The organism is Micromonospora sp. SCSIO 07396, assembly GCF_053667945.1.
In genome coordinates this window covers 4,836,299-4,856,619 of sequence record NZ_CM132210.1, presented here as the reverse complement: position 1 = coordinate 4,856,619, position 20,321 = coordinate 4,836,299, and the positions used below count along the sequence as shown (strand labels likewise).

At 72.3% G+C, this 20,321-nt stretch carries 20 protein-coding genes; 7 read left to right on the top strand and 13 right to left on the bottom strand.

All coding sequences use genetic code 11. The annotated features are described in order from the left end of the window. Nucleotides 1-9 precede the first annotated feature (9 nt). Together ACWCHM_RS20810 and ACWCHM_RS20805 are read right to left on the bottom strand one after the other, a co-directional pair. Nucleotides 10-282 carry a hypothetical protein gene (locus ACWCHM_RS20810; protein ID WP_454219443.1) on the bottom strand — a complete coding sequence of 91 codons (273 nt, stop codon included), beginning with the start codon at nucleotides 280-282 and terminating at the stop codon, nucleotides 10-12. Beyond that, nucleotides 279-539 carry a hypothetical protein gene (locus ACWCHM_RS20805; RefSeq protein ID WP_454219442.1) on the bottom strand — a complete coding sequence of 87 codons (261 nt, stop codon included), beginning with the start codon at nucleotides 537-539 and terminating at the stop codon, nucleotides 279-281. The genes ACWCHM_RS20810 and ACWCHM_RS20805 overlap by 4 nt, the downstream gene beginning before the upstream one ends. Before the next feature lie 316 nt (nucleotides 540-855). Between ACWCHM_RS20805 and ACWCHM_RS20800 the strand changes: the two genes are divergently transcribed. Next, nucleotides 856-1,722 carry a helix-turn-helix domain-containing protein gene (locus ACWCHM_RS20800; protein ID WP_454219441.1) on the top strand — a complete coding sequence of 289 codons (867 nt, stop codon included), beginning with the start codon at nucleotides 856-858 and terminating at the stop codon, nucleotides 1,720-1,722. Next, the gene (locus ACWCHM_RS20795; protein WP_454219440.1) at nucleotides 1,715-1,906 is read left to right on the top strand and encodes a DUF397 domain-containing protein; all 192 of its coding nucleotides are present in this window, start codon (nucleotides 1,715-1,717) and stop codon (nucleotides 1,904-1,906) included. The genes ACWCHM_RS20800 and ACWCHM_RS20795 overlap by 8 nt, the downstream gene beginning before the upstream one ends. Nucleotides 1,907-1,982: 76 nt before the next feature. Here the strand turns inward: ACWCHM_RS20795 and ACWCHM_RS20790 are convergent, their stop codons facing one another. Beyond that, a complete protein-coding gene (locus ACWCHM_RS20790; RefSeq protein ID WP_454219439.1) occupies nucleotides 1,983-5,807 on the bottom strand; it encodes a tetratricopeptide repeat protein in 3,825 nt (1,274 codons plus the stop codon). A 245-nt stretch (nucleotides 5,808-6,052) separates the two neighbouring features. Further along, nucleotides 6,053-6,637 carry a TetR/AcrR family transcriptional regulator gene (locus ACWCHM_RS20785; RefSeq protein WP_281899887.1) on the bottom strand — a complete coding sequence of 195 codons (585 nt, stop codon included), beginning with the start codon at nucleotides 6,635-6,637 and terminating at the stop codon, nucleotides 6,053-6,055. Between the two features lie 66 nt (nucleotides 6,638-6,703). Between ACWCHM_RS20785 and ACWCHM_RS20780 the strand changes: the two genes are divergently transcribed. From ACWCHM_RS20780 to ACWCHM_RS20770, 3 genes are all read left to right on the top strand, one after another. Next, a complete protein-coding gene (locus tag ACWCHM_RS20780) occupies nucleotides 6,704-7,606 on the top strand; it encodes an oxidoreductase (RefSeq protein ID WP_204956828.1) in 903 nt (300 codons plus the stop codon). 61 nt (nucleotides 7,607-7,667) lie between these two features. Next, on the top strand, nucleotides 7,668-7,883 hold the full coding sequence (locus tag ACWCHM_RS20775) for a hypothetical protein (RefSeq protein ID WP_281899886.1): 216 nt from the start codon (nucleotides 7,668-7,670) through the stop codon (nucleotides 7,881-7,883). Nucleotides 7,884-7,911: 28 nt separating this feature from the next. Further along, on the top strand, nucleotides 7,912-8,352 hold the full coding sequence (locus tag ACWCHM_RS20770) for a VOC family protein (protein WP_454219438.1): 441 nt from the start codon (nucleotides 7,912-7,914) through the stop codon (nucleotides 8,350-8,352). A 35-nt stretch (nucleotides 8,353-8,387) separates the two neighbouring features. Here the strand turns inward: ACWCHM_RS20770 and ACWCHM_RS20765 are convergent, their stop codons facing one another. Beyond that, nucleotides 8,388-9,407, bottom strand: a complete 1,020-nt coding sequence (locus tag ACWCHM_RS20765) for an aldo/keto reductase (protein WP_454219437.1) — start codon at nucleotides 9,405-9,407, stop codon at nucleotides 8,388-8,390. Between the two features lie 220 nt (nucleotides 9,408-9,627). Between ACWCHM_RS20765 and ACWCHM_RS20760 the strand changes: the two genes are divergently transcribed. Further along, nucleotides 9,628-10,224 carry a TetR/AcrR family transcriptional regulator gene (locus ACWCHM_RS20760; RefSeq protein WP_204956832.1) on the top strand — a complete coding sequence of 199 codons (597 nt, stop codon included), beginning with the start codon at nucleotides 9,628-9,630 and terminating at the stop codon, nucleotides 10,222-10,224. A gap of 40 nt (nucleotides 10,225-10,264) precedes the next feature. Here the strand turns inward: ACWCHM_RS20760 and ACWCHM_RS20755 are convergent, their stop codons facing one another. Beyond that, nucleotides 10,265-11,287, bottom strand: coding sequence for a hypothetical protein (locus ACWCHM_RS20755; protein WP_454219436.1), 1,023 nt, complete (start codon nucleotides 11,285-11,287; stop codon nucleotides 10,265-10,267). A gap of 105 nt (nucleotides 11,288-11,392) precedes the next feature. Here ACWCHM_RS20755 and ACWCHM_RS20750 point away from each other — a divergent pair, with 105 nt between their 5' ends. After that, entirely contained in the window at nucleotides 11,393-12,019 is a 627-nt protein-coding gene (locus tag ACWCHM_RS20750; protein ID WP_454219435.1) for a TetR/AcrR family transcriptional regulator, read from the top strand. A gap of 137 nt (nucleotides 12,020-12,156) precedes the next feature. On the opposite strand, the gene ACWCHM_RS20745 is transcribed toward ACWCHM_RS20750, so the two are convergent. The 7 genes from ACWCHM_RS20745 to pelF form a co-directional block, all read right to left on the bottom strand. Then, on the bottom strand, nucleotides 12,157-12,849 hold the full coding sequence (locus tag ACWCHM_RS20745) for a hypothetical protein (RefSeq protein ID WP_454223125.1): 693 nt from the start codon (nucleotides 12,847-12,849) through the stop codon (nucleotides 12,157-12,159). Further along, a complete protein-coding gene (locus tag ACWCHM_RS20740; protein WP_204956834.1) occupies nucleotides 12,849-13,814 on the bottom strand; it encodes an NAD-dependent epimerase/dehydratase family protein in 966 nt (321 codons plus the stop codon). Before ACWCHM_RS20740 ends, ACWCHM_RS20745 begins: the two co-directional genes overlap by 1 nt. Next, the gene (locus ACWCHM_RS20735) at nucleotides 13,811-15,160 is read right to left on the bottom strand and encodes a nucleotide sugar dehydrogenase (RefSeq protein WP_281899881.1); all 1,350 of its coding nucleotides are present in this window, start codon (nucleotides 15,158-15,160) and stop codon (nucleotides 13,811-13,813) included. The genes ACWCHM_RS20740 and ACWCHM_RS20735 overlap by 4 nt, the downstream gene beginning before the upstream one ends. Nucleotides 15,161-15,212: 52 nt before the next feature. Next, entirely contained in the window at nucleotides 15,213-16,106 is an 894-nt protein-coding gene (locus tag ACWCHM_RS20730; protein ID WP_454219434.1) for an NAD-dependent epimerase/dehydratase family protein, read from the bottom strand. Beyond that, nucleotides 16,103-16,861, bottom strand: coding sequence for a sugar phosphate nucleotidyltransferase (locus ACWCHM_RS20725; RefSeq protein WP_454223123.1), 759 nt, complete (start codon nucleotides 16,859-16,861; stop codon nucleotides 16,103-16,105). Before ACWCHM_RS20725 ends, ACWCHM_RS20730 begins: the two co-directional genes overlap by 4 nt. A 62-nt stretch (nucleotides 16,862-16,923) precedes the next feature. After that, entirely contained in the window at nucleotides 16,924-18,441 is a 1,518-nt protein-coding gene (locus ACWCHM_RS20720) for a hypothetical protein (RefSeq protein ID WP_281899879.1), read from the bottom strand. Continuing rightward, complete coding sequence (gene pelF, locus ACWCHM_RS20715; RefSeq protein ID WP_454219432.1) at nucleotides 18,441-20,282, bottom strand: GT4 family glycosyltransferase PelF; 1,842 nt, start codon at nucleotides 20,280-20,282, stop codon at nucleotides 18,441-18,443. The genes ACWCHM_RS20720 and pelF overlap by 1 nt, the downstream gene beginning before the upstream one ends. Nucleotides 20,283-20,321: the final 39 nt, after the last annotated feature.

The following is a 20,321-nucleotide window of genomic DNA, read 5'->3' as shown; positions in this document are numbered from 1 at the left end:
CATGAACGGTCAGGGCCTGCGGGCCGTCGTGGGGTGGGCAGGCCGCCGGGTGGCGCTCTGCGGCGGCGGGTGCCCCGGGTCCGCCGGCCGCACCCCGGCGCGCCGCACGAAGATGCTCCGCCGGGTCACCGCCCGGTCCCGGGCGTCGAGCTGGTAGACCTCAAGCCAGACCCACCCGTCGTACGTCGGCCGGTCGTCGATCCGGATCAGCCGGCACCTGATCGGGCGGATGAACTGCACACTGGCGGCCCGGGTGATCAGCAGCAGGTCGCCGGGTCTCACGGCGTACCCCGGTCGGTCTGCGCAGGTCGGTGGGTCTGCGCGGGCCGGTCGGTCGACGCGCCGGGTTCGTGGGTGGTGGGTTCCCGGGGCTGCCGGTCGGGGCGGTCGCGCCAGACGCGGAGGGTTTCGGCGGCTGCGGCGAGGCGGCGGCAGGAGCCGTCGGGCAGGCAGCGGGTGCAGGCGTCGCGGTGGTGGAAGTCGACCACGTAGCCGGCCATCAGGACGCGGAACGGCGGTTCGGGCCGCCCCTCAAACACGGCCGGATCCCCGCCCGACTGGTCCGTCCACCCGGGCCGGTGCATCGGGCGGAACGGCCTGTCGCGCAGGGGACGGCTGGCCGATGACATCGATCGGATGATCTTTGCGCTGGAACCACTTCCGTCGGGCCACGTGGCCACCTCCATTGATCGTCGACAGGCCGCTCTGCCAGCCACGATCCGAGATCAGAGCTGATCCGTGCAATGCTCCCGATGAGACACTCGCCCGAACGGTGCGCCTTGCGGGTGGCGAAGCGAAAACCGTCGCACGGCACGTCTGGTGACGTGTCGTGGTGAGACAGGAAGGATGGTGTCCGTGACGGAGATCGGCTCGACCGTGCCGAGACGAGAACTCGGCCGGCTGCTCAGACAGGCCCGGGAAGTCGCCGGCTTCGGCCTGGAGGCCGCCGCGTCCGACCTGGAGTGGTCACGTGCCAAGATGTACCGGATAGAGGCCGGGCAGACACCGCTGCGCGCACTCGACGTCGACCAGATGTGCCGCCTCTACGGCACCCCGTCCGAGTTGACCGAGGTCCTGGTCAGCCTGGCCAAGGAGTCGAAGAGCAAGGGTTGGTACCACGCCTATGGCGCGGTCATCCCGCGCTGGTTCCAGTTGTACGTCGGCCTGGAGGTGGCGGCCAGTCGCATCCGCACCTACGAACACGCCCTGGTCCCGGGCCTGCTCCAGACCCCGGAGTACGTCGCCGAGGTGGCCCGCACCAGACCTGGTATCGCAGACGAGGACGTGGTGAAACTCGTCGAACTCCGACAGGAACGTCAACGCCTCCTCACCAGGAAGCGGCCCGCGGCTCCCGAGTTCGAGGCGATCATCGAGGAATCAGCACTACGTAAGCGGGTGCCTAGTATGGCTGGGCAGATAGACAGGCTGATCGAAGCTGGCCGGGCTGAGAACATCACTGTCAGGATCATTCCGGTCGCCTCGGGGCTGAGTCGCGCAGCGATCGCAGGGAGCTTCGTCATCCTGGATTTTCCCACCAAGGGAGCCCGGTCTGCCGAGCCGACGACGGTCTACAGCGAAGGGCTCTCCGGAGCGCTCTATCTCGATCGCCTCGACGAGGTCAAGGCTTACGCCCAGGTGTGGAACACGCTCAATCTTCAGGCACTGAGCGCGGAGGAGTCGTGCAGGCTGATGCAGAATATCAAGGAGGAGTGCCATGGCTGAACTCAACAGGCTGATCTGGCGTAAGAGCAGCCGTAGTAGCGACCAGGGCAACTGCGTCGAGGTCGCGGACAACCTGTCCGCTGTGGTGGGAGTGCGGGACAGCAAGGACATCGCTGGGCCGGTGCTGGTCTTTTCCGTGTCCTCCTGGCGGAATTTCCTCTCTGTCGTCCGTCAGGCCGACTGAGGAGCCACTCGGACGATCTCGCCCCTCTGCCCAGGCTCGTCGGCGGAGGGGCGCTCGATTGACGTGTAACGCGCGGCTACCGCTGACCGCTCTCGTCGGGTAAGTCATCCAGTAATTCCCCGATCTGCTCGATTATGGCAGTCGCGCCTATTTTTTCCGCAGCGGCGAGGCTGATTTCCCACAATTGGCGGGCCTGGTCGGTCTGGCCTGCGGATGCCATTAGCTGCCCGAATCTAAAACCTACGATCGCGATCCCGTCGGCACGTTGAAGCCAGCGCAGGATTAGTAGGCACTTGTCTAGGTGCTCGGTGGCCGACTGGTAGTTCTGCTGGGCCAGATCGATTTGTGCCAGGCCCCATCTCGCCGACGCGATACCAGCGAGATCGCCGTGCTGCTCGTGTACTTGAAGTCGATTTTGGTGCAGCTCTCTCGCTTTGTCATGGTTGCCGCGTTGGTAGTGGATGTCGGCGATTCGGCCGTGGGTGATGGCGGTTTCGCGGGTGTCGCCGAGTCGTTGGTAGACGGGTAGTTGTATTTCTTGGCGGATGCGGAGTGCTTCGTCGTAGTTGCCGCGTCGGTGGAGTATGTCGGCGATCTGGCCGTGGGTGATGGCGGTGGCGCAGGTGTCGCCGAGTCGTTGGTAGACGGGTAGTTCGATGTCGCGGCGGATGCGGAGTGCTTCGTCGTAGTTGCCGCGTTGGTAGTGGATGTCGGCGATTCGGCCGTGGGTGATGGCGGTTTCGCGGGTGTCGCCGAGTCGTTGGTAGACGGGTAGTTGTATTTCTTGGCGGATGCGGAGTGCTTCGTCGTAGTTGCCGCGTTGGTAGTGGATGTCGGCGATCTGGCCGTGGGTGATGGCGGTGGCGCGGGTGTCGCCGAGTCGTTGGTAGACGGGTAGTTCGATGTCGCGGCGGATGCGGAGTGCTTCGTCGTAGTCGCCGCGTTCGTGGAGTATGTCGGCGATTTTTCCGTGGGTGATGGCGGTGGCGCGGGTGTCGCCGAGTCGTTGGTAGACGGGTAGTTCGATGTCGCGGCGGATGCGGAGTGCCTCGTCGTAGTCGCCGCGATAGAACAGGATGTCCGCAATGTTGCCGTGGCAGGTCGCGGCCTCCTGCTCTGATCCCCCCTCGGTAAAGAGGCGTTGGGCGTGTCGCAGTAGTTGTTCGGCCCGGTCGGGTTGACCGCGGGTTATCAGAAAAGTGGCCCGCTCACCGATAGCCCGGGCCTGTTCGAGTCGATCCACTTCCGACGCTTCGGTGTTCTGCGCCTGCCGTACCGCACGGTCGAACATCTCCTCTGCGGCGTCGCCGTCACCGCTGGTCATCGCGGCGTCGGCGACCGCACGGAGCAGGTGGGTCGGCACCACGGTGCGATGTCGGTCGAGGAAGGCGATCGCCCCTTCACCGAGCCGGAAGGCATCCCCGGCATGGCCAGTACGTAGCTCCCATACCGCGTCGGTGCCGCAGGCTGCGACCACGGCGGCCGACGTGTCGGCGGTCAGGGCCAGGCGGGTTAGTTGTAGGCCCAGGGCCGAGTCTCGCCGTCGGGATGCGGTACCGCCCCAGGCGGTGAAGAGTGGTTCGACCGCCAGCGCGGCCAGCGTGGTGTGTTCCTCGTCGGTGAGCGGGGCGAGCCGGCCGGCGGCGAGCGCGTTGACGGCGACCGCCGGCCGTTGTGGGTCGTACCGGTCGGGGAAGGTGTCCAGCAGGCCGAGCCCGCGCAGCCGCTCCGTCGACCCGCCGACCTCGCCGGCCAGCGCGTCGACCACCGGCACGGGCACCGGCAGGTCGAAGAGGGTGACCGCCCGCAGCAGGGCGACGTGCGGCGGGCCGGCCTGCGCCAGCAGCTCGTCCAGGGCGAGGTTCTCCAGGAACGTCCGCACCTCGGCGTCCGGGGGCAGGTCACCCTGGCGCAGGTACGCCTCCATGCCGGCCACCGCCGCCTCGGACCGTTCCGTCGGCACCTGCTCGCTGTAGACCAGCCGCAGCACGATCAGGTCCTGAAGGCCGGGGTTGCCCCGGCTCACCCACAGTGCCCGTCGGGCCAGCCTGGCCCGTTCGGCCTGCCGGTCCGGTGGTACGAGTGCCTGCTGGCGACGGTGCAGCTTGCCCTGGGCCACCCCGGACAGCGGGCGCAACTGCACCGGGGTGAGCCGGCTTTCCAGCCCGTCGAGGGTGAACAGGAAGCGGCTGGTGAGCACCAGACGGCTGTCGGTCTCGGCGGCGTCGAACGCCCGCAGCACCGCCGCCAGCACCGGCGCGGCTTCGGCCGTCACCCGGTGCCGTCCCGCCGGGTCGGGACGGAGGATCTGTTCCAGGTCGTCGATGATCAGCAGCAGTGGGCGCTGTCCCTCGCCGGTCTGGGCGCACGGGCCGGTCAGCAGGTCGATGAGCACCGCCTCCAGCGCGTCGGGCCGGCTGCGCACCTCCGGCAGCCGCCTGGCGATCAGCTCCCGCGCCTGTTGGTTGGCCCGTACCGCGTCGGCGACCGCGTCCAGCACCGCCAGCGCGCCGTAGTCGCCGAAGACCACCCCGACGGCCCGGTCCGGGAAGCGGTCGACGATCCGGGCGGCCAGGCTGGACTTGCCCAGCCGGCCCTGCCCGTGCAGCAGCACGCCGGCCCGGTCGCCGGACCGCAGCGCCCGCAACGACTGCTGCAACTCCGGCCGTCGACCGACGAACATGTCCGCCGTGGCCACCGGCACGTGCTGCTTGCGGTCGAGGAACTTCTTGGTGCCGCGTACGGCGGACACCAGCGACCGTCGCCGGGTGCCCGCCACCAGCGGGCCGCCGCCGGCCGGCCCCAGCCACAGGCGGGCCAGGTGCCAGTCGGCCCGCAGCCGCGGTGTCGTCGACTCCAGCAACGTCCGACGGGCGTCGGCGACGGCCACCGCGAGGTCGGCCCGGTCGCCCAGCCGCCCGTACAGCCGCTCGGCGAACACGGTGGCCGACCGGTCGCCGACCGAGCCGTCCCAGCCGAGCACCGCCGGCACGCCGGCCGACACCAGGGCGGTGGCCAGTGAGTGGGCGAGCAGCTCGGCCCCGGCGGTCGGCGTAGCGGTGCCGGCACGCCGACCCGGTCCGGGCGGAAGTTGGCCGGTGGCGTCGGCGGCGGTCGCGGTGAGGCAGGCGGAGACGAAGACCAGCCGGGGCATCGTGGTGAGCAGCCCGACCAGGTCGGTGGCGGTGGTGGGGCGCTCGTCGCCCAGCTCGTCCTCCAGCATCAGCACCGGCTCGGCCTTCCGGTCGGGCTGCTCCCGCCAGTTGTTCTGCCCGTGGCAGGACAGGTGCAGCACGGGCAGGCCGCCCAGGTCGGCCAGCCGGTGCGCCAGCTGCGTCGGGTCGCCGGTGTCCTCGACCATCAGGTCGAGCCGGGCCTCGCCGACCGCACGCAGGATCGCCGCCTCCTCGGCCTCGAAGTCGAGTTCGCGCTGCCCGCGTGGTGCCGCCGCCATGAATCCCAACCCCAGCCGGTACGGGTCGAGGGCGGGCCGTACCCCGGGCGGCCCCAGCCGTCGGACGACACCGAAGCGCAGCAGGGCGTCCGCCGCGAGGAACCCGCCGTCGGGGCGGGCCAGCAGCTCGAACGGCGCCCGCAGCACCGCCCACTGCCGCTCGGACGGGGTGCGCGGCCCCTGCACCTCGAAGGTCAGCGGGGTCGCTGCCCGGTGCAGCAGGTCGGTCAGCTGCCCCAGCTCGCCGTCCAACCAGGCGTACAGCGACCGGCCCAACCCGGTCAGCACGTCGTCACCGGCGTCGGCCTGGACCGCCTGCGCGTAACGGGTGCCCAGGTCGCCCACCAGGGTGGCATCCTCGGGGCCGAGTGGTCGGCGCGGTCCGATCCGTTCGCCGTCGACCAGGATCTCGAAACCGGTGTCGTCGAGCACCAGACCAGTTGTCACGCGACCCTCCCCGTGCCGACGCCCACTCCGCTGCGCCGGGTGTTCCCGGTGGCAGGCCCCGTGTCGGAAGGCGACGAGTCGGAAGGGACGTGCCGTCGACGCGTCGACCGGCGTCAGGGAGGGGATTGATCGCCACATTACCCAGCGGGGGAGCGGGCACAACGAAAGTCGAGAAGCCGACAGTCATCGGCGGCGTGAAGCCGTCCCCTGTGGAGCTCGGTCGGGGAGTGGCGGTGCCGGGGCGGTCACCGGGGGCGGGCTCCCCGGAGGAACTGGTCGACGGCGGTTCGGGTGATCCCGTCGAGCAGTTCGGCTGCGACCAGGTTGCCGTTGACCAGCGTGGCGATGCCCTGCAAGGTGGCGAACAGCACGGTGCCGGCGCGGTCCGGGGGGCCGGGTTCGAGCATCCCCTGGGCCTGTCCCTCGACGATCAGGTCGTGCAGGAGCCCGAATGGTCCGGCGGCTGCGGCGACGAGGTGTTCGGCCCCCTCGCGGTGCTTGCCGGTGAACATCAGCTCCAGCAGGGCGGCGTCCTCGGTGGCGAACCGCAGGTAGGCGGCGGCGACGGCGTGCAGGCGTGCCCCGAAGTCCGTCCCGGCGTCGGTGAGCGCGGCGCGCAGTTCGGTGTGCAGCCTGGCGAATCCGGCCTCGGCGAGAGCGTCCAGCAGCGCCTGCCGGTCGGCGAAGTGCCGGCGCGGCGCGGCGTGGCTGACGCCCGCCTCCCGGGCCAGTTCGCGCAGCGAGAGCTGGCCCGCGCCGTGCTGGCGCAGGCTGCGCTCGGCGGCGGCGAGCAGCGTCGACCGCAGGTTTCCGTGGTGGTACGTGGGCACGGCGTCATCGTAGCCGGATTAAAGTCGCTGTTGCCAACATTGTTGTCGCCGGATACATTGTTTCCCATGACAACATTCACGACCGCCCAGATCCCCGCCCAGACCGGCCGCACCGTCATCGTGACCGGCGCGAACAGCGGCATCGGCCGGGTCGCCGCGACGGCGCTCGCCGCCCGGGGCGCCCGGGTCGTGCTCGCCGTCCGCGACCCCGCCAAGGGTGCCGCCGCCGCTGCGGGCATGACCGGTGACGTCGAGGTGCGCCGGCTCGACCTGGCCGACCTGGCTTCCGTCCGTGCCTTCGCCGAGGGCTGGACCGGGCCGATCGACCTGCTGATCAACAACGCCGGCGTGATGATCCCGCCGCCGACCCGGACCGCCGACGGGTTCGAGCTCCAGTTCGGCACCAACCACCTCGGGCACTTCGCGCTCACCAACCTGCTGCTGCCGCAGATCCGGGGGCGGGTGGTCACCGTCGCCTCGTCCGCGCACCGGGGCGGAAAGATCGACTTCGCCGACCTCAACTGGGTGCGCAGGCCCTACCGGGCGTTTCCCGCATACGCCCAGTCGAAGCTGGCGAACCTGCTGTTCACCGCCGAACTGCACCGCCGCCTCACCGAGGCCGGCTCACCGGTGCTGGCGACCGCCGCCCATCCCGGCCTGGCCGCCACCAACCTGCTCGGGCACCTCGACAACGACCGTACCTGGTGGAACCGGCTCCAGACGGCCATGGTCGACCGCTTCGCGCAGAGCGACGCCGACGGCGCGTCGCCCACCCTCTTCGCGGCCGTGGCCGACATCCCGGGCGGCAGCTACGCCGGGCCGGACGGCCTGTTCGAAGGGCGAGGTGCGCCGAAGCTCGTCGGCCGCTCGAAGGCCGCCCGCGACGGTGCCGCCGCCCGTCGGCTGTGGACGGTCTCCGAGGAGCTGACCGGTGTCACCTTCCCGTTGGCCGCCCAGCTCAGCCGGTAGGCGACCCGGGCCGGTCACCGTCCGTCGTTTGTGGAGGATGGAACCGGGGAACAGGGCCGGTATGGCGAACGGACAGATGAAGACCTTCGGTGGTCTGCTCATGCGGGTTCTCGGTGTGCTGCTGGTCGTGGTGGGTGTGCTGGGCGCGCTGGCCTCGTTGACCCAGGGCAACGTGGTCGGGGTGGTCCTCGGCGTCGGCTTCGTCGCGGGTGGCGCGGTGCTGCTCAAGCGTTCGGGGCGGGCCGGCCGACCGGGGGCGGTGGCGTCGACCCGGTGACCGCGCGGCGCGTGGTTAGGGTGGGGCCATGGTGTTCTGGCAACTGACTGTCGACGCGAACGACCCGGCCCGGCTGGCCCGGTTCTGGGCCCGGGCGTTGGGTTACCAGCCGACGCCGCCGGCCGAGCCGTCGACCACCTGGAACGCGCACTTCCGTGGCCGGTTGGGTGGGGCGGCGGCGTTCGAGGACCGGCTGTTCGACCCGGCCGGGCTGCGTCCGCCGCTGTGGTTCCAGCGGGTGCCGCAGGAACAGGCCGGGAAGAACCGGCTCCACCTGGACATCTACCCCACCGGTCGGGACGATGCCATGCCCCAGGCGCAGCGGATCGAGATCGTCGAGGCGAAGGTGGCCGAACTGGTCGCGTCGGACGCGACCGTGCAGCGCCGCACCCGGGGCGACGACCCGGCGGACCTCTACTACTACGTCACCATGCACGACCCGGAGGGCAACGTGTTCTGCGTGAGCTGACCCCGGGCCGGTCGACAGGTGCGCTGCGCCGGCACTCAGCGGCGGCGCAGCGCCGGGTCGAGCAGGGCCGGCGGGGTGTCGTGCTTCTCGCCGGGGGCGAGGTCGACGCCGGGGGCGACGATGGCGTCGATGGCGTCGAGCACGTCGGGGGTGAGCACGGTGTCGGCGGCGGCGAGTTGGCTGTGCAGGTGCTCCAGCGTCCGGGGACCGATGATCGCGCTGGTCACGGCGGGGTGTGCGGTGACGAAGCCGAGCGCGAGCTGGATCAGGGTGAGCCCGGCGGCGTCGGCGACCTTGGCCAGCTGCTCGACGGCGTCGAGCCGGGCCCGGTTGGCGGCGATGCTGAGGTCGAAGCGCTCGGGCAGGACGTCGGCGCGGTGGGTGGTGATCTCCCGGCCCGCCCGGACCGCGCCCGACAGCCACCCGGAGGCGAGCGGGCTCCAGGCGAGCACGCCCAGGCCGTACTGCGCGGTGACGGGCAGGACGTGGGCCTCGATGCCGCGTTGCAGGATCGAGTAGCTGGGCTGCTCGGTGACGTACCGGCCCAGGTGGTGTTCCCGGGCGGCCCACTCGGCCTGCACGAGGCGGTACGCGGGGAACGTCGAGCAGCCGAAGTAGCGGATCTTGCCGGCCCGTTGGAGGTCGGTGAGGGCGGACAGCGTCTCCTCGTCGCTGGTCGTCGGGTCCCAGCGGTGGACCTGGTAGAGGTCGATGTGGTCGACGCCGAGCCGGCGCAGGCTGCCGTCGAGCGCGGTGTGCAGCCAGCGGCGGGAGGTGCCCCGGTGGTTGCGTTCGTCGCCCATCGGCATGGCCGCCTTGGTGGCCAGCACGATGTCGTCGCGGCGGCCGGCGATGGCCCGGCCGACCAGTTCCTCCGACTCGCCCTGGCTGTAGCGGTCGGCGGTGTCGATCAGGTTGATCCCGCCTTCCAGGGCGGCGTCGATGATCGCGGTGGCCTCGGCCTGGCCGGTGCGGCCGATGACGCCGAAGTTCATTGCGCCGAGCACGAGGCTGCTGACCTGGACGCCGGTGCGGCCGAGGGTGCGGTACTGCATGAGGGTTTCCTCCACGGGGTGACGGGGTGACGGCCGGTCGGTGCCGCCGGGAACCACGGCGCGTGCGGACGCGCCGTGGGCTGATGGGGGAGGGGACGGGGCGCGGCTGGTGGCCGGCCGTCCGGCTCTGGCATCATGGTTCAAGCGGAACCGTGTTCCGCTCTGAACTATACGGAACGCTGTTCCGTTTGCCAAGGGTGTGTCCGGAGGTGACGGCGCGATGGTCGACGGTGAACCGGTGCCGCCCACCCCACCCGGGCGCACCGACGCGCCCCGGAAACGGGCCGACGCCCGACGCAACGAGGCGGCCCTGCTGGAGGCCGCCGCCGAGGCCTTCCTCGCCGCCGGGGTCGACGTGCCGGTACGCGACATCGCCGCGCGGGCCGGCGTCGGCGTCGGCACCATCTACCGCCACTTCCCGACCCGGGCCGACCTGATCGTCGGGGTCTACCGGCACCAGGTGCGGGCCTGCGCCGAGGCCGCGCCGGCCCTGCTCGCCGAGGGCGGCACGCCACACGCCGCCCTGACCGCCTGGATCGACCAGTTCGTCGACTTCCTGGTCACCAAGCACGGCCTCGCCGGGGCGATGAACTCCGACACCGCCGCCTTCGAGACGCTGCACGGGTACTTCCTCGACCACCTCGTCCCGGCCTGTGCCAGCCTGCTCGACGCCGCCGCCGCGGCCGGCGAGATCCGCCCCGGCACCGACCCCCGGGAACTGCTGTTCGCCGTCGGCAACCTCTGTGCCGGTCGTGCCCCCTACTACGACGCCCGCCGGATGGTCGGCCTCCTCGTCGCGGGGCTGCGGCTGCGCTGAGGGGCGACGTCCCCGGAGTCGGGGTCGTCCGCGCCGCGGCTCAGCGCGCGTAGTGCGCGGCGACCGCGGCGAACGCGGCCTTCGGTTCCCAGGGCAGACCGGGGTACGTGTCACCGGTACGACCGTCGAGCACCCTGACGATGCCGGGGCTGGCGAGGTCCAGGTCGTCACGCGGGTCGCCGTCCGGTCGGTGCGGAAGGCTGGGCAGCGCGAAGAGGTGGACGAAGGCGCTGTCGACGCCCTCGCTGTCGAAGATGTCGAGCAGTTCGCTGAGATACGCGGCCTGGCCGTGTTCGTCGCGTTCGTACACCCCGTTCAGCCGGTGGGGTCTGCCGCTCGGGTCGTACTCGATGATCTCCATGCTGCGCGGCGCGACGTCGCCCGCGCCGCGCCAGGTGGCGGTGCCGAAGCCGGTGACGGCGACCGGCTTGGGCTGGTCGACGAGCCGGCGTACGCCGTCGCGGAACTGGTCGGCGACCTCGGCGGAGCGGATCAGTTCGACGGTCACCACGTCGAACAGGTCCCAGTCGACGCCCTCGAACGGGATCGCGGCGTAGGTGACCCTGCCGTGGAAACGTTCGCGGACCGCCGCCACGGTGGCGCGCAGGAAGCCGTCGAGGCGGGTACGGACCCCGGCGATGCGCTCGGCCCGGCCGTCCGGATCGGTGAACAGGTGGGTGAGGCGGTCCGCGAGGCGCTCACCCTCGATGAATCCACGGTTCATGATGCTCAGCTCGGCACCGGTGACGAAGACGATCTCGGCCCCGGCCGCGCGGAGCCGCTCGGCCCGCTCGGCGCAGTCGAGGAACAGGGCGCGGATCAGGTCGGGTTCCAGCTCCAGGGGGTACGGCGAGAACCACACCTCCAGGCCGAGCCCGGCGGCGATCCGGGCGGCGGACTCCAGCCGCCCGGGATCGCCGCCGACCAGGTGGACGGCGGTGCAGTGCAGGTCGTCCCGGATGATGGCCAGCTCCCGCCGGACCATCTCGGGGTCCCACTGCGGCACCGAGCTGACGCCGTCGGTGACGAATCCGGTGTCGTAGGCCATGCCCTTGGCGCGCATGTCGGTCCCTTCGGTCGTGGTGCTCCCGCGGTTCGGAGGGACCGTAGCATAATTTTGCGCGCACGCAATTTTGCGTGCGCGTACCGAAGGTGGGACAGTGGCACCGTGACCGATCCATCGACGCTGCGGGAACGCAAGAAGCGGGCCACCCGGGAGGCCCTCCAGACGGCGGCGCTGCGCCTCGCGCTGGAACGGGGGCCGGACAACGTCCGCGTCGAGGAGATCGCCCAGGCGGCGGGCGTGTCGCCCCGGACCTACAACAACTACTTCCCGAGCCGGGAGCAGGCGATCGTCGCCGGGGTCGCCGCCGACCGCGCGGCAGGCGTCGCGGCGGCGGTGCTCGCCCGGCCGCCGGAGACCGGCCTCGCCGACGCGGTCGTCGACGCCGTCGTGGGCCTGTACGCCGACCCCGGCGACCAGCCGCCCGCCGCGTTGCTGATGATCGCCGCCAGCCCCGCGCTGCGGGCCTGCTACGTCGAGGCCGTCACCACGTTCGAGGAACCCCTGGCCGGGGCGGTCGCCACCCGCTGTCCCGGGATCGGACCGCTGGTCGCCCAGGCGCTCGCCGCCGCGGTCGGCGCGGCGACCCGGGTGGCGCTGCGGCAGTGGCTGAACGGCACGACCGAGGTGCCGACGATGGCCGGTTTCGTGGTGCCGCCCGAGCCGCTGCCGGACCTCGTCCGGGCCGTGCTGCGACCACTGGCCCCGGCGCTCGACGCCGCCGTGCCCTGACCACGACCACGGTGGGCCCCGCCCCCGCCGGGCGGACGCCGGTCGCGCGTGGTGCCGACGCGCGGTCCGGACCCGGCCCGACGGGGGCGGGGGTACCGCGGGGCGGGACCGCATCGGTCCCGCCCCGGGCGAGGTGGTCAGGTACGCGACAGGGCGCGGTCACTGACCGAGGACTGGAGCCCGAACTGCCGGGCCCGGCGCTCGGCGAAATCGGTCAGGCCCTGACTGTCGGCGTAGTCGAGGCTGTACAGGTCCAGCTCCAGCTGGAGCAGCTGCTCGGCGATCTGGGCGTGGAACTCCAGCACGTCGGGCGGCCACGGCGCATAACCCTGGTCGGTCCACCGGGCCGAGAACGACTCGAAGACGATCCCGTCGACGATTTCGGCCAGCCGGGGCAGCATGCCGAACCCCCGGTTCGCCAGCAGGTACGCCGGTTGCGCCTCCTCCCGGATCGCGGCGACCAGGGTGAGCAGGTGCGGCACGTCCTCCGGGAAGGTCAGCTCGACGTTGAGCGTGTCCAGGAACAGCCCGGCGAACCCCTGCGCGATCGCCCGCTTCGCCTGCCCCACCACGTGCGACACCCACAGCGGATGGTCGACGTGGACGAACGCGCCGCCCCAGTCCGGGTTGCGCTCCTGCCGCTGCCAGGGCGCGGGTGGCCCCTGGTCCTCCGACAGCGACAGGTACCCGAGGGTCTGCACGTCCTGCGCCGCGAGGTAGCGCAGCTCGGCCGGACGGTAGAAGTCCGGTTGCAGCACCACCCGTACGTAGCGGGTGAGTTCGGGCAGGCGACCGTCGCCGTAGTAGAAGCAGATCGGGCGGCGGTCCATCACGTCCACCCGTGTTCCCGGTACCAGGCGAACGTGCTGCGGACCCCCTCCTCCAGGCTGACGGCCGGCTCGTAGCCGGTCAGCTCCCGCAGCCGGGACAGGTCCGGGCAGCGCCGGGCGACCGATCCCGGCGGCGCGTTCCCGGGTGCGATGGCCGGGCTCACCCCGGCCACCCGCAGGACCAGCTTGGCCAGGTCGCCGATGTTGGTCTCCTCCCGGTCGTTGCCGATGTGCACGATCTGCCCGGCGGCGGCCGGTGCCGCCATCAGCCGCACCATCGCCTCGACCGCGTCGTCGACGTGGCAGAACGCCCGGAACTGGTCGGCCCCGGGGACGGGGAACGGGTCGGCCCCGCGCAGGGCGCGCAACGACATCTCCGGGATGACGTGGTCGGCACCCATCCGGGGGCCGTACACGTTGTGGAACCGGCCCACCACGGTCGCGAAGCCCTTGGCGCGGGCCGTGTGCAGGAAGGCGGCCTCGCCGAGCAGCTTGCTGGCCGCGTACGCGAACCGGGGCGCGGCGATGTCGGAGATCATCGGCGGCACGGTCTCGTCCGTCGGCACCGGCACCACCCCGGCGGTCACGCCCCCGGCGTAGACCTCGCTGGTGGAGGCGAAGAAGACCCGCTCGCCCGGGGCCACCCAGTCGAGCAGGTGCAGCGCCGACAGGGTGTTGACCCGGATCACCCGGGCCGGGTCCTGCTCCACGTTGCGTACGCCTACCACGGCCGCGAGCAGGTAGATCTGGTCCCAGCCGGTGGGCAGCGCCGCCCAGGTGTCCGGGCTGGTCAGATCGCCGGAGACCACCTGCACGGCCGGGTCGGCGCGCAGCCGGTCGAGGTCGGCGTCGTCGCGGCCCCGGGAGAAGTCGTCCACGATCGTCACCCGGTGCCCGTCGGCGACGAGCCGGCGGGCCAGGTGCAGGCCGATGAAGCCGGCCCCGCCGAGCAGCAGCGCCCTCATGCCGACACCGCCGCGGTGGCCGCCGCGTCCGCGCCGGCCGCCCCGGCGGGGGCGGGCGGCAGGTAGCCGAGCCCGGCGTAGCGGACCCCGGCGGCCAGCACCGCGTCGGCGTCGAGCACCCGCCACGAGTCGTAGACGAACGCCGGTGGCGTCGCGCCGAGCACCTCGGGCACCCGCAGCGCCCGGTAGTCCGGGTGGTCGTTGATGATCAGGACGGCGTCCGCCTCGGTGAACGCCTTGTCCAGGCTGACCGGTTCGCCGCCGTACTGGCGGATCACGTCGTCGGTGACCATCGGGTCGTGGCCGAGGACGGTGACCCCGGCGGCGGAGAACACCCGCATCATCGGCTCGATCGGCGTGCCGCGCATGTCGTCGGTCGCCGGCCAGCCCTTGTACGCCCAGCCGAGCACCGCCAGTCGGGCGCCGAGACTGCGCCCGCGCGCCTCGATCAGCATCCGGACCACGGTCTCGCCGACGTGGATCGGCAGGTACTCGTTGAGCTGGCGGGCCTTGCCGACGAGGAACGGCCGGCGGTCACCCGCGCTGTCGATCATGATGTACGGGTCCTTGGAGAGGCAACCACCGCCCACGTACCCGGGCTTGGCGAGATCGGGGCGCGGATAGTCGACGTTGGCCGCCCGGATCACCTCCAGCGGGTCGAGGCCGTGCCGCTCGGCGACCAGCGCGATCTCGTTGCCGAACGCGTAGATCAGGTCGGTGTGGCAGTTGTTGGACAGCTTCACCAGCTCGGCGGCCTCCAGGCTGGAGACCGGGACGATGGTGCGGACCAGCCCGTTGAAGAACTCGGTCGCGGCGACCAGGCTGTCGTCGTCCAGACCACCGATCACCTGCGGCAGCTCCACCAGTTCCCGCAGCGCCTGCCCCTGGATGGTGCGCTCCGGGGCCATCACCAGCTTCACCCGCTCACCCCAGGCGGCCTGGAGCTCCGGCAGCACCACCCGGCGGCTGGTACCCACCGGCACCGTGCTGCGCACCACCACCAGGGTGTCCGGGCGGCAGCTCGCCGCCACCACCCGGGCGGCGGCGGCCAGGTTCGCCAGGTTGGGCCGGTGGGTCATGTTGTCCACCGGCGTCGACACGCTGATCACCGCCACGTCGACGGTGTCCTTCGGCAGGTCGGCGGCGACGTGGATGCGGGTGCCGAGGTGGGCGGCGAAGACGTCCTCGATGCCCGGCTCGAAGATGTGCGGCCGGCCGTGCGACAGCGCGTCCAGCACCGCCGGTGACACGTCCGCGCCGTACACCGTGAAGCCCTTGTCGGCGAGGGCGGCGGTGAGGGTGAGCCCCACGTAGCCCAGGCCCACGACCCCGATCTTCATGCTCATCTGCTGTCCTCTCGTGTGCGGGTGTGTCGTGAAGGGGGAGCGGTCCGCCGGCTCACCGCGCCTCGCCGGCGGCCCAGATGTCCTTGATCGAGGTGGCCAGGTCACGCACCGGCGACCAGCCCAGCCCGGCGGCCCGGCCGATGTCGGCCTGGATCCAGCCGACCGCCTGCGAACGCTGCGGCCCGGACCCGACCTCGCGGACCCGGCCCCGGTAGCCCGCCGCGTCGGCCAGCAGGGCGACCGCCTCCCGGGCGGTCACGGCCCGGCCGCTGCCGGCGTTGACCACCCGGTGCCGCAGCTCGGGCGCGAGGACCGCCGCGACGATCAGCGCGGCCAGGTCCCGCACGTCGACGAAGTCCCGGTACGCCGACAGCGGCCCGAGGGTGATCTCGGCGGCCCCGTCGTCCAGGGCGGCCCGCAGCCGGGCCGCCGCCCGACCGAGCAGGTTCTCCTGCGACATGCCGGGGCCGATCGGGTTGAACACCCGCAGCGAGACCGCGTCGACCTCGCCGGCCTCCCCGGCGAGCTGGAACAGCCGGGTGCCGGCCAGGTGGCTGACGCCGTACGCGCTGACCGGCCGGGCGGGGGAGTCCTCGGTGACCGGGACCCGCTCCGGCACCGGCCCGTACTCGCCTGCCGAACCGAGCCGGACCAGCCGAGCCCCCGGTGCCGCGACGGCGGTCGCCTCCAGCAGTTTCGCCGCGACCAGGGTGTTCGCCGTGACCAGTTGCCCGGCGGAGCCGGTGAGCGCGCCCACGCAGTTGACCACCGCGTCCGGGGCGACCTCCCGCAGCAACCCGGCCAACGCGTCAGGCGTGCCGTCGAGCAGGTCGTGGGTGGTCCGTCCCGGGCAGACCACCTCGGCCACCCGGGGGTCCGCGGCCAACGCGTCGCGGGCGTGTCCGCCGATGAACCCGGACGCCCCGAACAGCAGCACCCGGGTCACGTCAGCTCCCCGGCGCCCACCACGCCCGTCAGGTCGACGTCCACCGGCTCCCCGACGGGCACCTCCACCGGTGCCGGTCCGGCCGGCAACAGGATCGGCTTGAGCTGGTGGAACGACCGGTTCGCCTCGTCGTAGTCCTCCGGCCGCCCGATGTCGAGCCAGAACCCGTCGAACGGGTACGTCATCGGCGGATCGCCGCTGGCGAGCAGGTCCAGCACGAGCTGGTCGAAACCGAGGGCCAGCCCGGCCGGGTAGGGCTCCAGGGTCCGCCGCGACATCCCGTAGACGCCCATGCTGACCGGGTAGCGCAGCGCCGGCTTCTCCCGGAACCCGACCACCCGGCCGGCGTCCACGTCTAGCACGCCGAAGTCGATCCGGTGCACCCGTTCGGAGGTGGCCAGGGTCAGCCCCGCCCCGGAGAGCTGGTGGCTGCGCAGCAGGTCGCCGTAGTCCAGGTCGGTGAGGACGTCCCCGTTCATCACCAGGAACTCCTCGGGCAGCCGGTCCTTGAGGCCGAACAGCGGGCCGACCGTGGACAGCGGCCGGTCCTCCTCGACGTAGTCGATGGCCAGCCCCCACCGGTTGCCGTCGCCCACGAACGCCCGGATCAGCGGGCCGAGATGGTTGATCGCCAGGGTCACCGAGGTGAACCCCCGCGAGGCGAGCTGGTCGAGCACGATCTGCAGGATCGAGTGGCTGTCCCCGATCGGCATCAGGGGCTTCGGCAGCGTCGTCGTGTACGGCCGGAGCCGCACCCCTTTGCCACCGGCAAGGATCACCGCGTGCAACCGGACCTCCCCATAGGTCTCAAGTGGAACTACCGGTAGTGCCGAACCTGCCCGATCACCGGAACCAGACCGAGCGCGAACAGCGCCTGGAGCAGCAGCACGCTGCCCAGGTGGAGCGAGGTGTCGGTGACCGGGTCGCCGCCCTGCCCGAGCAGCGGGGCGACGCCGAGCAACGCGCCGAGGCCGACGTGCAGCACGATCACCACCGTCATCGACAGGCACAGCCAGCCGTACCGGCCCTGCCCGGCCAGCAGGAACGCCAGGTAGTACGCCCCGGCCAGGGCCACGTGGGCGGCGGTCATCACCACCCCCGCCGTGGACAGCACGCCCGCCCGGCCGAGGACGACGAGCAGCAGCACCCCCAGTGCCGCCGGCACCGCGAGGCACACCACGAACTCCCGGCCGATGGTGCGCCAGATCCCGACGACGAAGGCGTGTGGGAGCCGGGCCCGCCGGGACAGGGCGACCCCGCCCGCCCAGAACCGGCTGGTCCGCCACTCGACGAACCCCATGGACAGGATCAGCGGCACCGCCGACGCCGCGACGTCCCACTGACCCAGCAGGTAGGGCGCCTGGGCGTGGAAGAGCAGCGTCGCCGAGCAGAGCCCGTACCCGGCGACGCCGAGCAGGGCGGGCCACGTCGGCCAGAGCGGGTCGCGGGGGGCCGGCTCCGTCGACCGGGCGGCGGCCCGGGTGGCCCAGAGCCCGGCGGCGAACGCGGCCAGCACGCCGAGGGCCGCCGCGCCCACCGCCCAGCGCCGCGCCACCATCCCGCCGTCGACCAGGAAGACCGCGCTGGCCAGGACGACCGGGACCAGCGCGGCGGCCAGCCACCCCTCCCGCCGGTAGAAGACCAGCAGGGTGCTGGCCAGCTGGTAGGCGAGTTGGCAGACCATCATCGTGGCCAGCGGCAGGCCGCCGTACGGCAGCATCAGGGCGCCGGCGGCCAGGCCGAGCAGCACGGCGGTCAACGCGGCGATCCGCAGCACCCGGCTGGCCGAACGGGCCCGGCCCAGACCGAGCAGGCGGAACGCCGCGTAGGCGACCACACCCGACCAGACCCAGCCGAGGGTCCCGGCGAGGATCATCCCGGCCACCAGGCCCGGTCGTCCCACCACCGACAGCACGGCCGGGAACGCGGCGCTCGGCAGCACGTACAGCAGGCCGTGGGAGATCGTCCGCAGGTCGCCCCGCCGGTCGCGGCCGGCCCCCGGCGCGGCGGCGGGCCGCTGGTCGGGTGCCGGGGCCGGACCCAGCCGTCGGAACACCTCGGCGGCGAGGACGAAGACGTCGCGGTAGCCGTACTCGACCTGGGCACCCCGGTCGGTGTGCCCGTCGGCCTCCAGGGCGGCGGCGACCTGGAGCGCGTCCACCGCGCGGGCCAACTGCGGCCGTACCCGCTCGACCAGGTCGTCCACCGGGTCGGTGGAGATCCGGGGCAGCAGGATGGTGCGTTCGGGGCCGTCGGACGACCCCGGCTCGGTGGTCATCGTGGCGACGGAGCGGAACAACGGATCGGTGACGTCCGGGTCGGTGGCCTCGGTCATCAGCGGCCACCGGGGGTACGCACGATGGCGATCGTCGTCTCGTCGTCGTCCGGTCCGGGCGCGGCCGGCTGCGGCAGCTCCGGCGTGGCCGAGTTCGGGTCGTGGCGGGTCCGGTACGCCGCCGCCGAGTACTGCTCGGGTCCCCGCTGGCGGGGCACCCGCCCGGCCAGCGGCGACACCTCGGGGCGGACGGCAGCGGGCGTCGGCTCGGGTCGGGCGGCAGCCGGCGTCGCGGCGGCGGGGGTGAGCCCGGGCCGGGCGGTGGGCACGGCAGCGGGGCGGGCGGTGACCGACGCCACCCCGGGGCGGGTCGGCCGGTTCGGGACCCGGACGAAGCCCTGGGCCTGACCGCGCAGGTGCTTCGGCGCGGGCGACGCCCCGCGTGGCGCGGCCAGCCCCTCGTAGATGTCGCGGTACGCCTGTAACGACCGTTGCAGGGTGAACCGCTCCAGCACCCGCTGCCTGGCGGTCGCCCCCAGCCGCAGCCGCAGCTCCCGGTCGTTGAGCATCCGTACGCAGGCGGCGGCGATCGCGGCGACGTCGCGCGGCGCGACGACGAACCCGGTGTCACCGACCGCCTCGGCGACCCCGCCGACGTTGGTGCACACGGTCGGCCGGCCGCACGCCATCGCCTCCACCACCGTGTAGGGGAAGCCCTCGGAGATGCTGGTGAGCGCCACCAGGCTGCCGGCGTGGTACGCCTCGACGGCGCTGCCGACCCGGCCCTCCAGGACGGCGTGCCCGGTCAGCCCGAGTTCGTCGATCAACGCCTCGCAGCTGGCGTGGTAGACCTTGTTGGCGGCCGGGGTTCCGCCGAAGATGCGCAGCCGGGCGTTCGGGATCTCCGCGCGGACCAGCGCGAACGCCCGGATCAGGGTGTGCAGGTCCTTGAGTGGGTCGATCCGGCCCATGAACGAGATGGTGGGCACGTCCGGTTCGCCGGCCGCGGGCGGGAACTCGTCCGGGTCGACGCCGTTGTACATCGTCCACATCCGCTCGGGGTCGGCGCCATTGTGCAGCTGCCACCGCCGGTTGTACTGCGAGTGCGGGGCGAGCGCGCCGGTGATCAGGTAGGCCGCCCCGGCCAGCGAGCGGAAGAAGCTCAGCACCAGCACCCGGACCGGGTGCGGGGCGTCGTCGTGCAGGTAGGAGATGTAGCGTTCGCGCAGGTAGATGCCATGCTCCGAGAGCACCAGCGGGGTGCCGTACGTCCAGGTGGCGGCCATCCCGACGAGGGTGGCGAGACCGTTCATCGACGAGTGCACGATGTCGGCGCGGACCGGGGGCGCGCTCAACGGCCGCAGCATGTGCGCGATGAGCCAGGCCGCCTCCAGCGCGTCGGCGACGGTGGGGGCGGGCCCGGTCTCCTCGACCCGCAGGGTGTGCCAGGCCTCCAGCATCATCCGCAGCGCCTCGTTGGACAGCAGGGCCGCACCCAGGTCACCGCCGCCGGAGGCGTACTCGAACATCCCGCGCAGGGCGAGCAGGAAGGTGCTGCGGTTGACCGCCCCGGCCTGGGAACGGGTCGATTCCAGCGGGGTGACCAGGGCCCGCAGGAACACCTCGTACGACTCGATGAACTCGGCGCCGGGCCGCCCGGAGGGGACCAGCACCCCCCGCCGGGGGCGGCGGCCTTTCGGCCGGCCGCCCCACAACGGGATCGAGTGCACGCGGTCGAGGTTGGCCGGCCGGTCGAACACCGGCTCCTCGGTGCCGTCCACGGTGAGCGCCACCACCTCCCACCGGTAGTCAGGCATTCCCCGGATGAGCTGTTCGCACCAGATGCTCACCCCACCCATCGCGTACGGGTAGGTGCCCTCCGAGACCAGCGCGATCCGCACCGGTTTCCCCCGTTCCTCTGTGCTTGTCTGAGCCGCTGT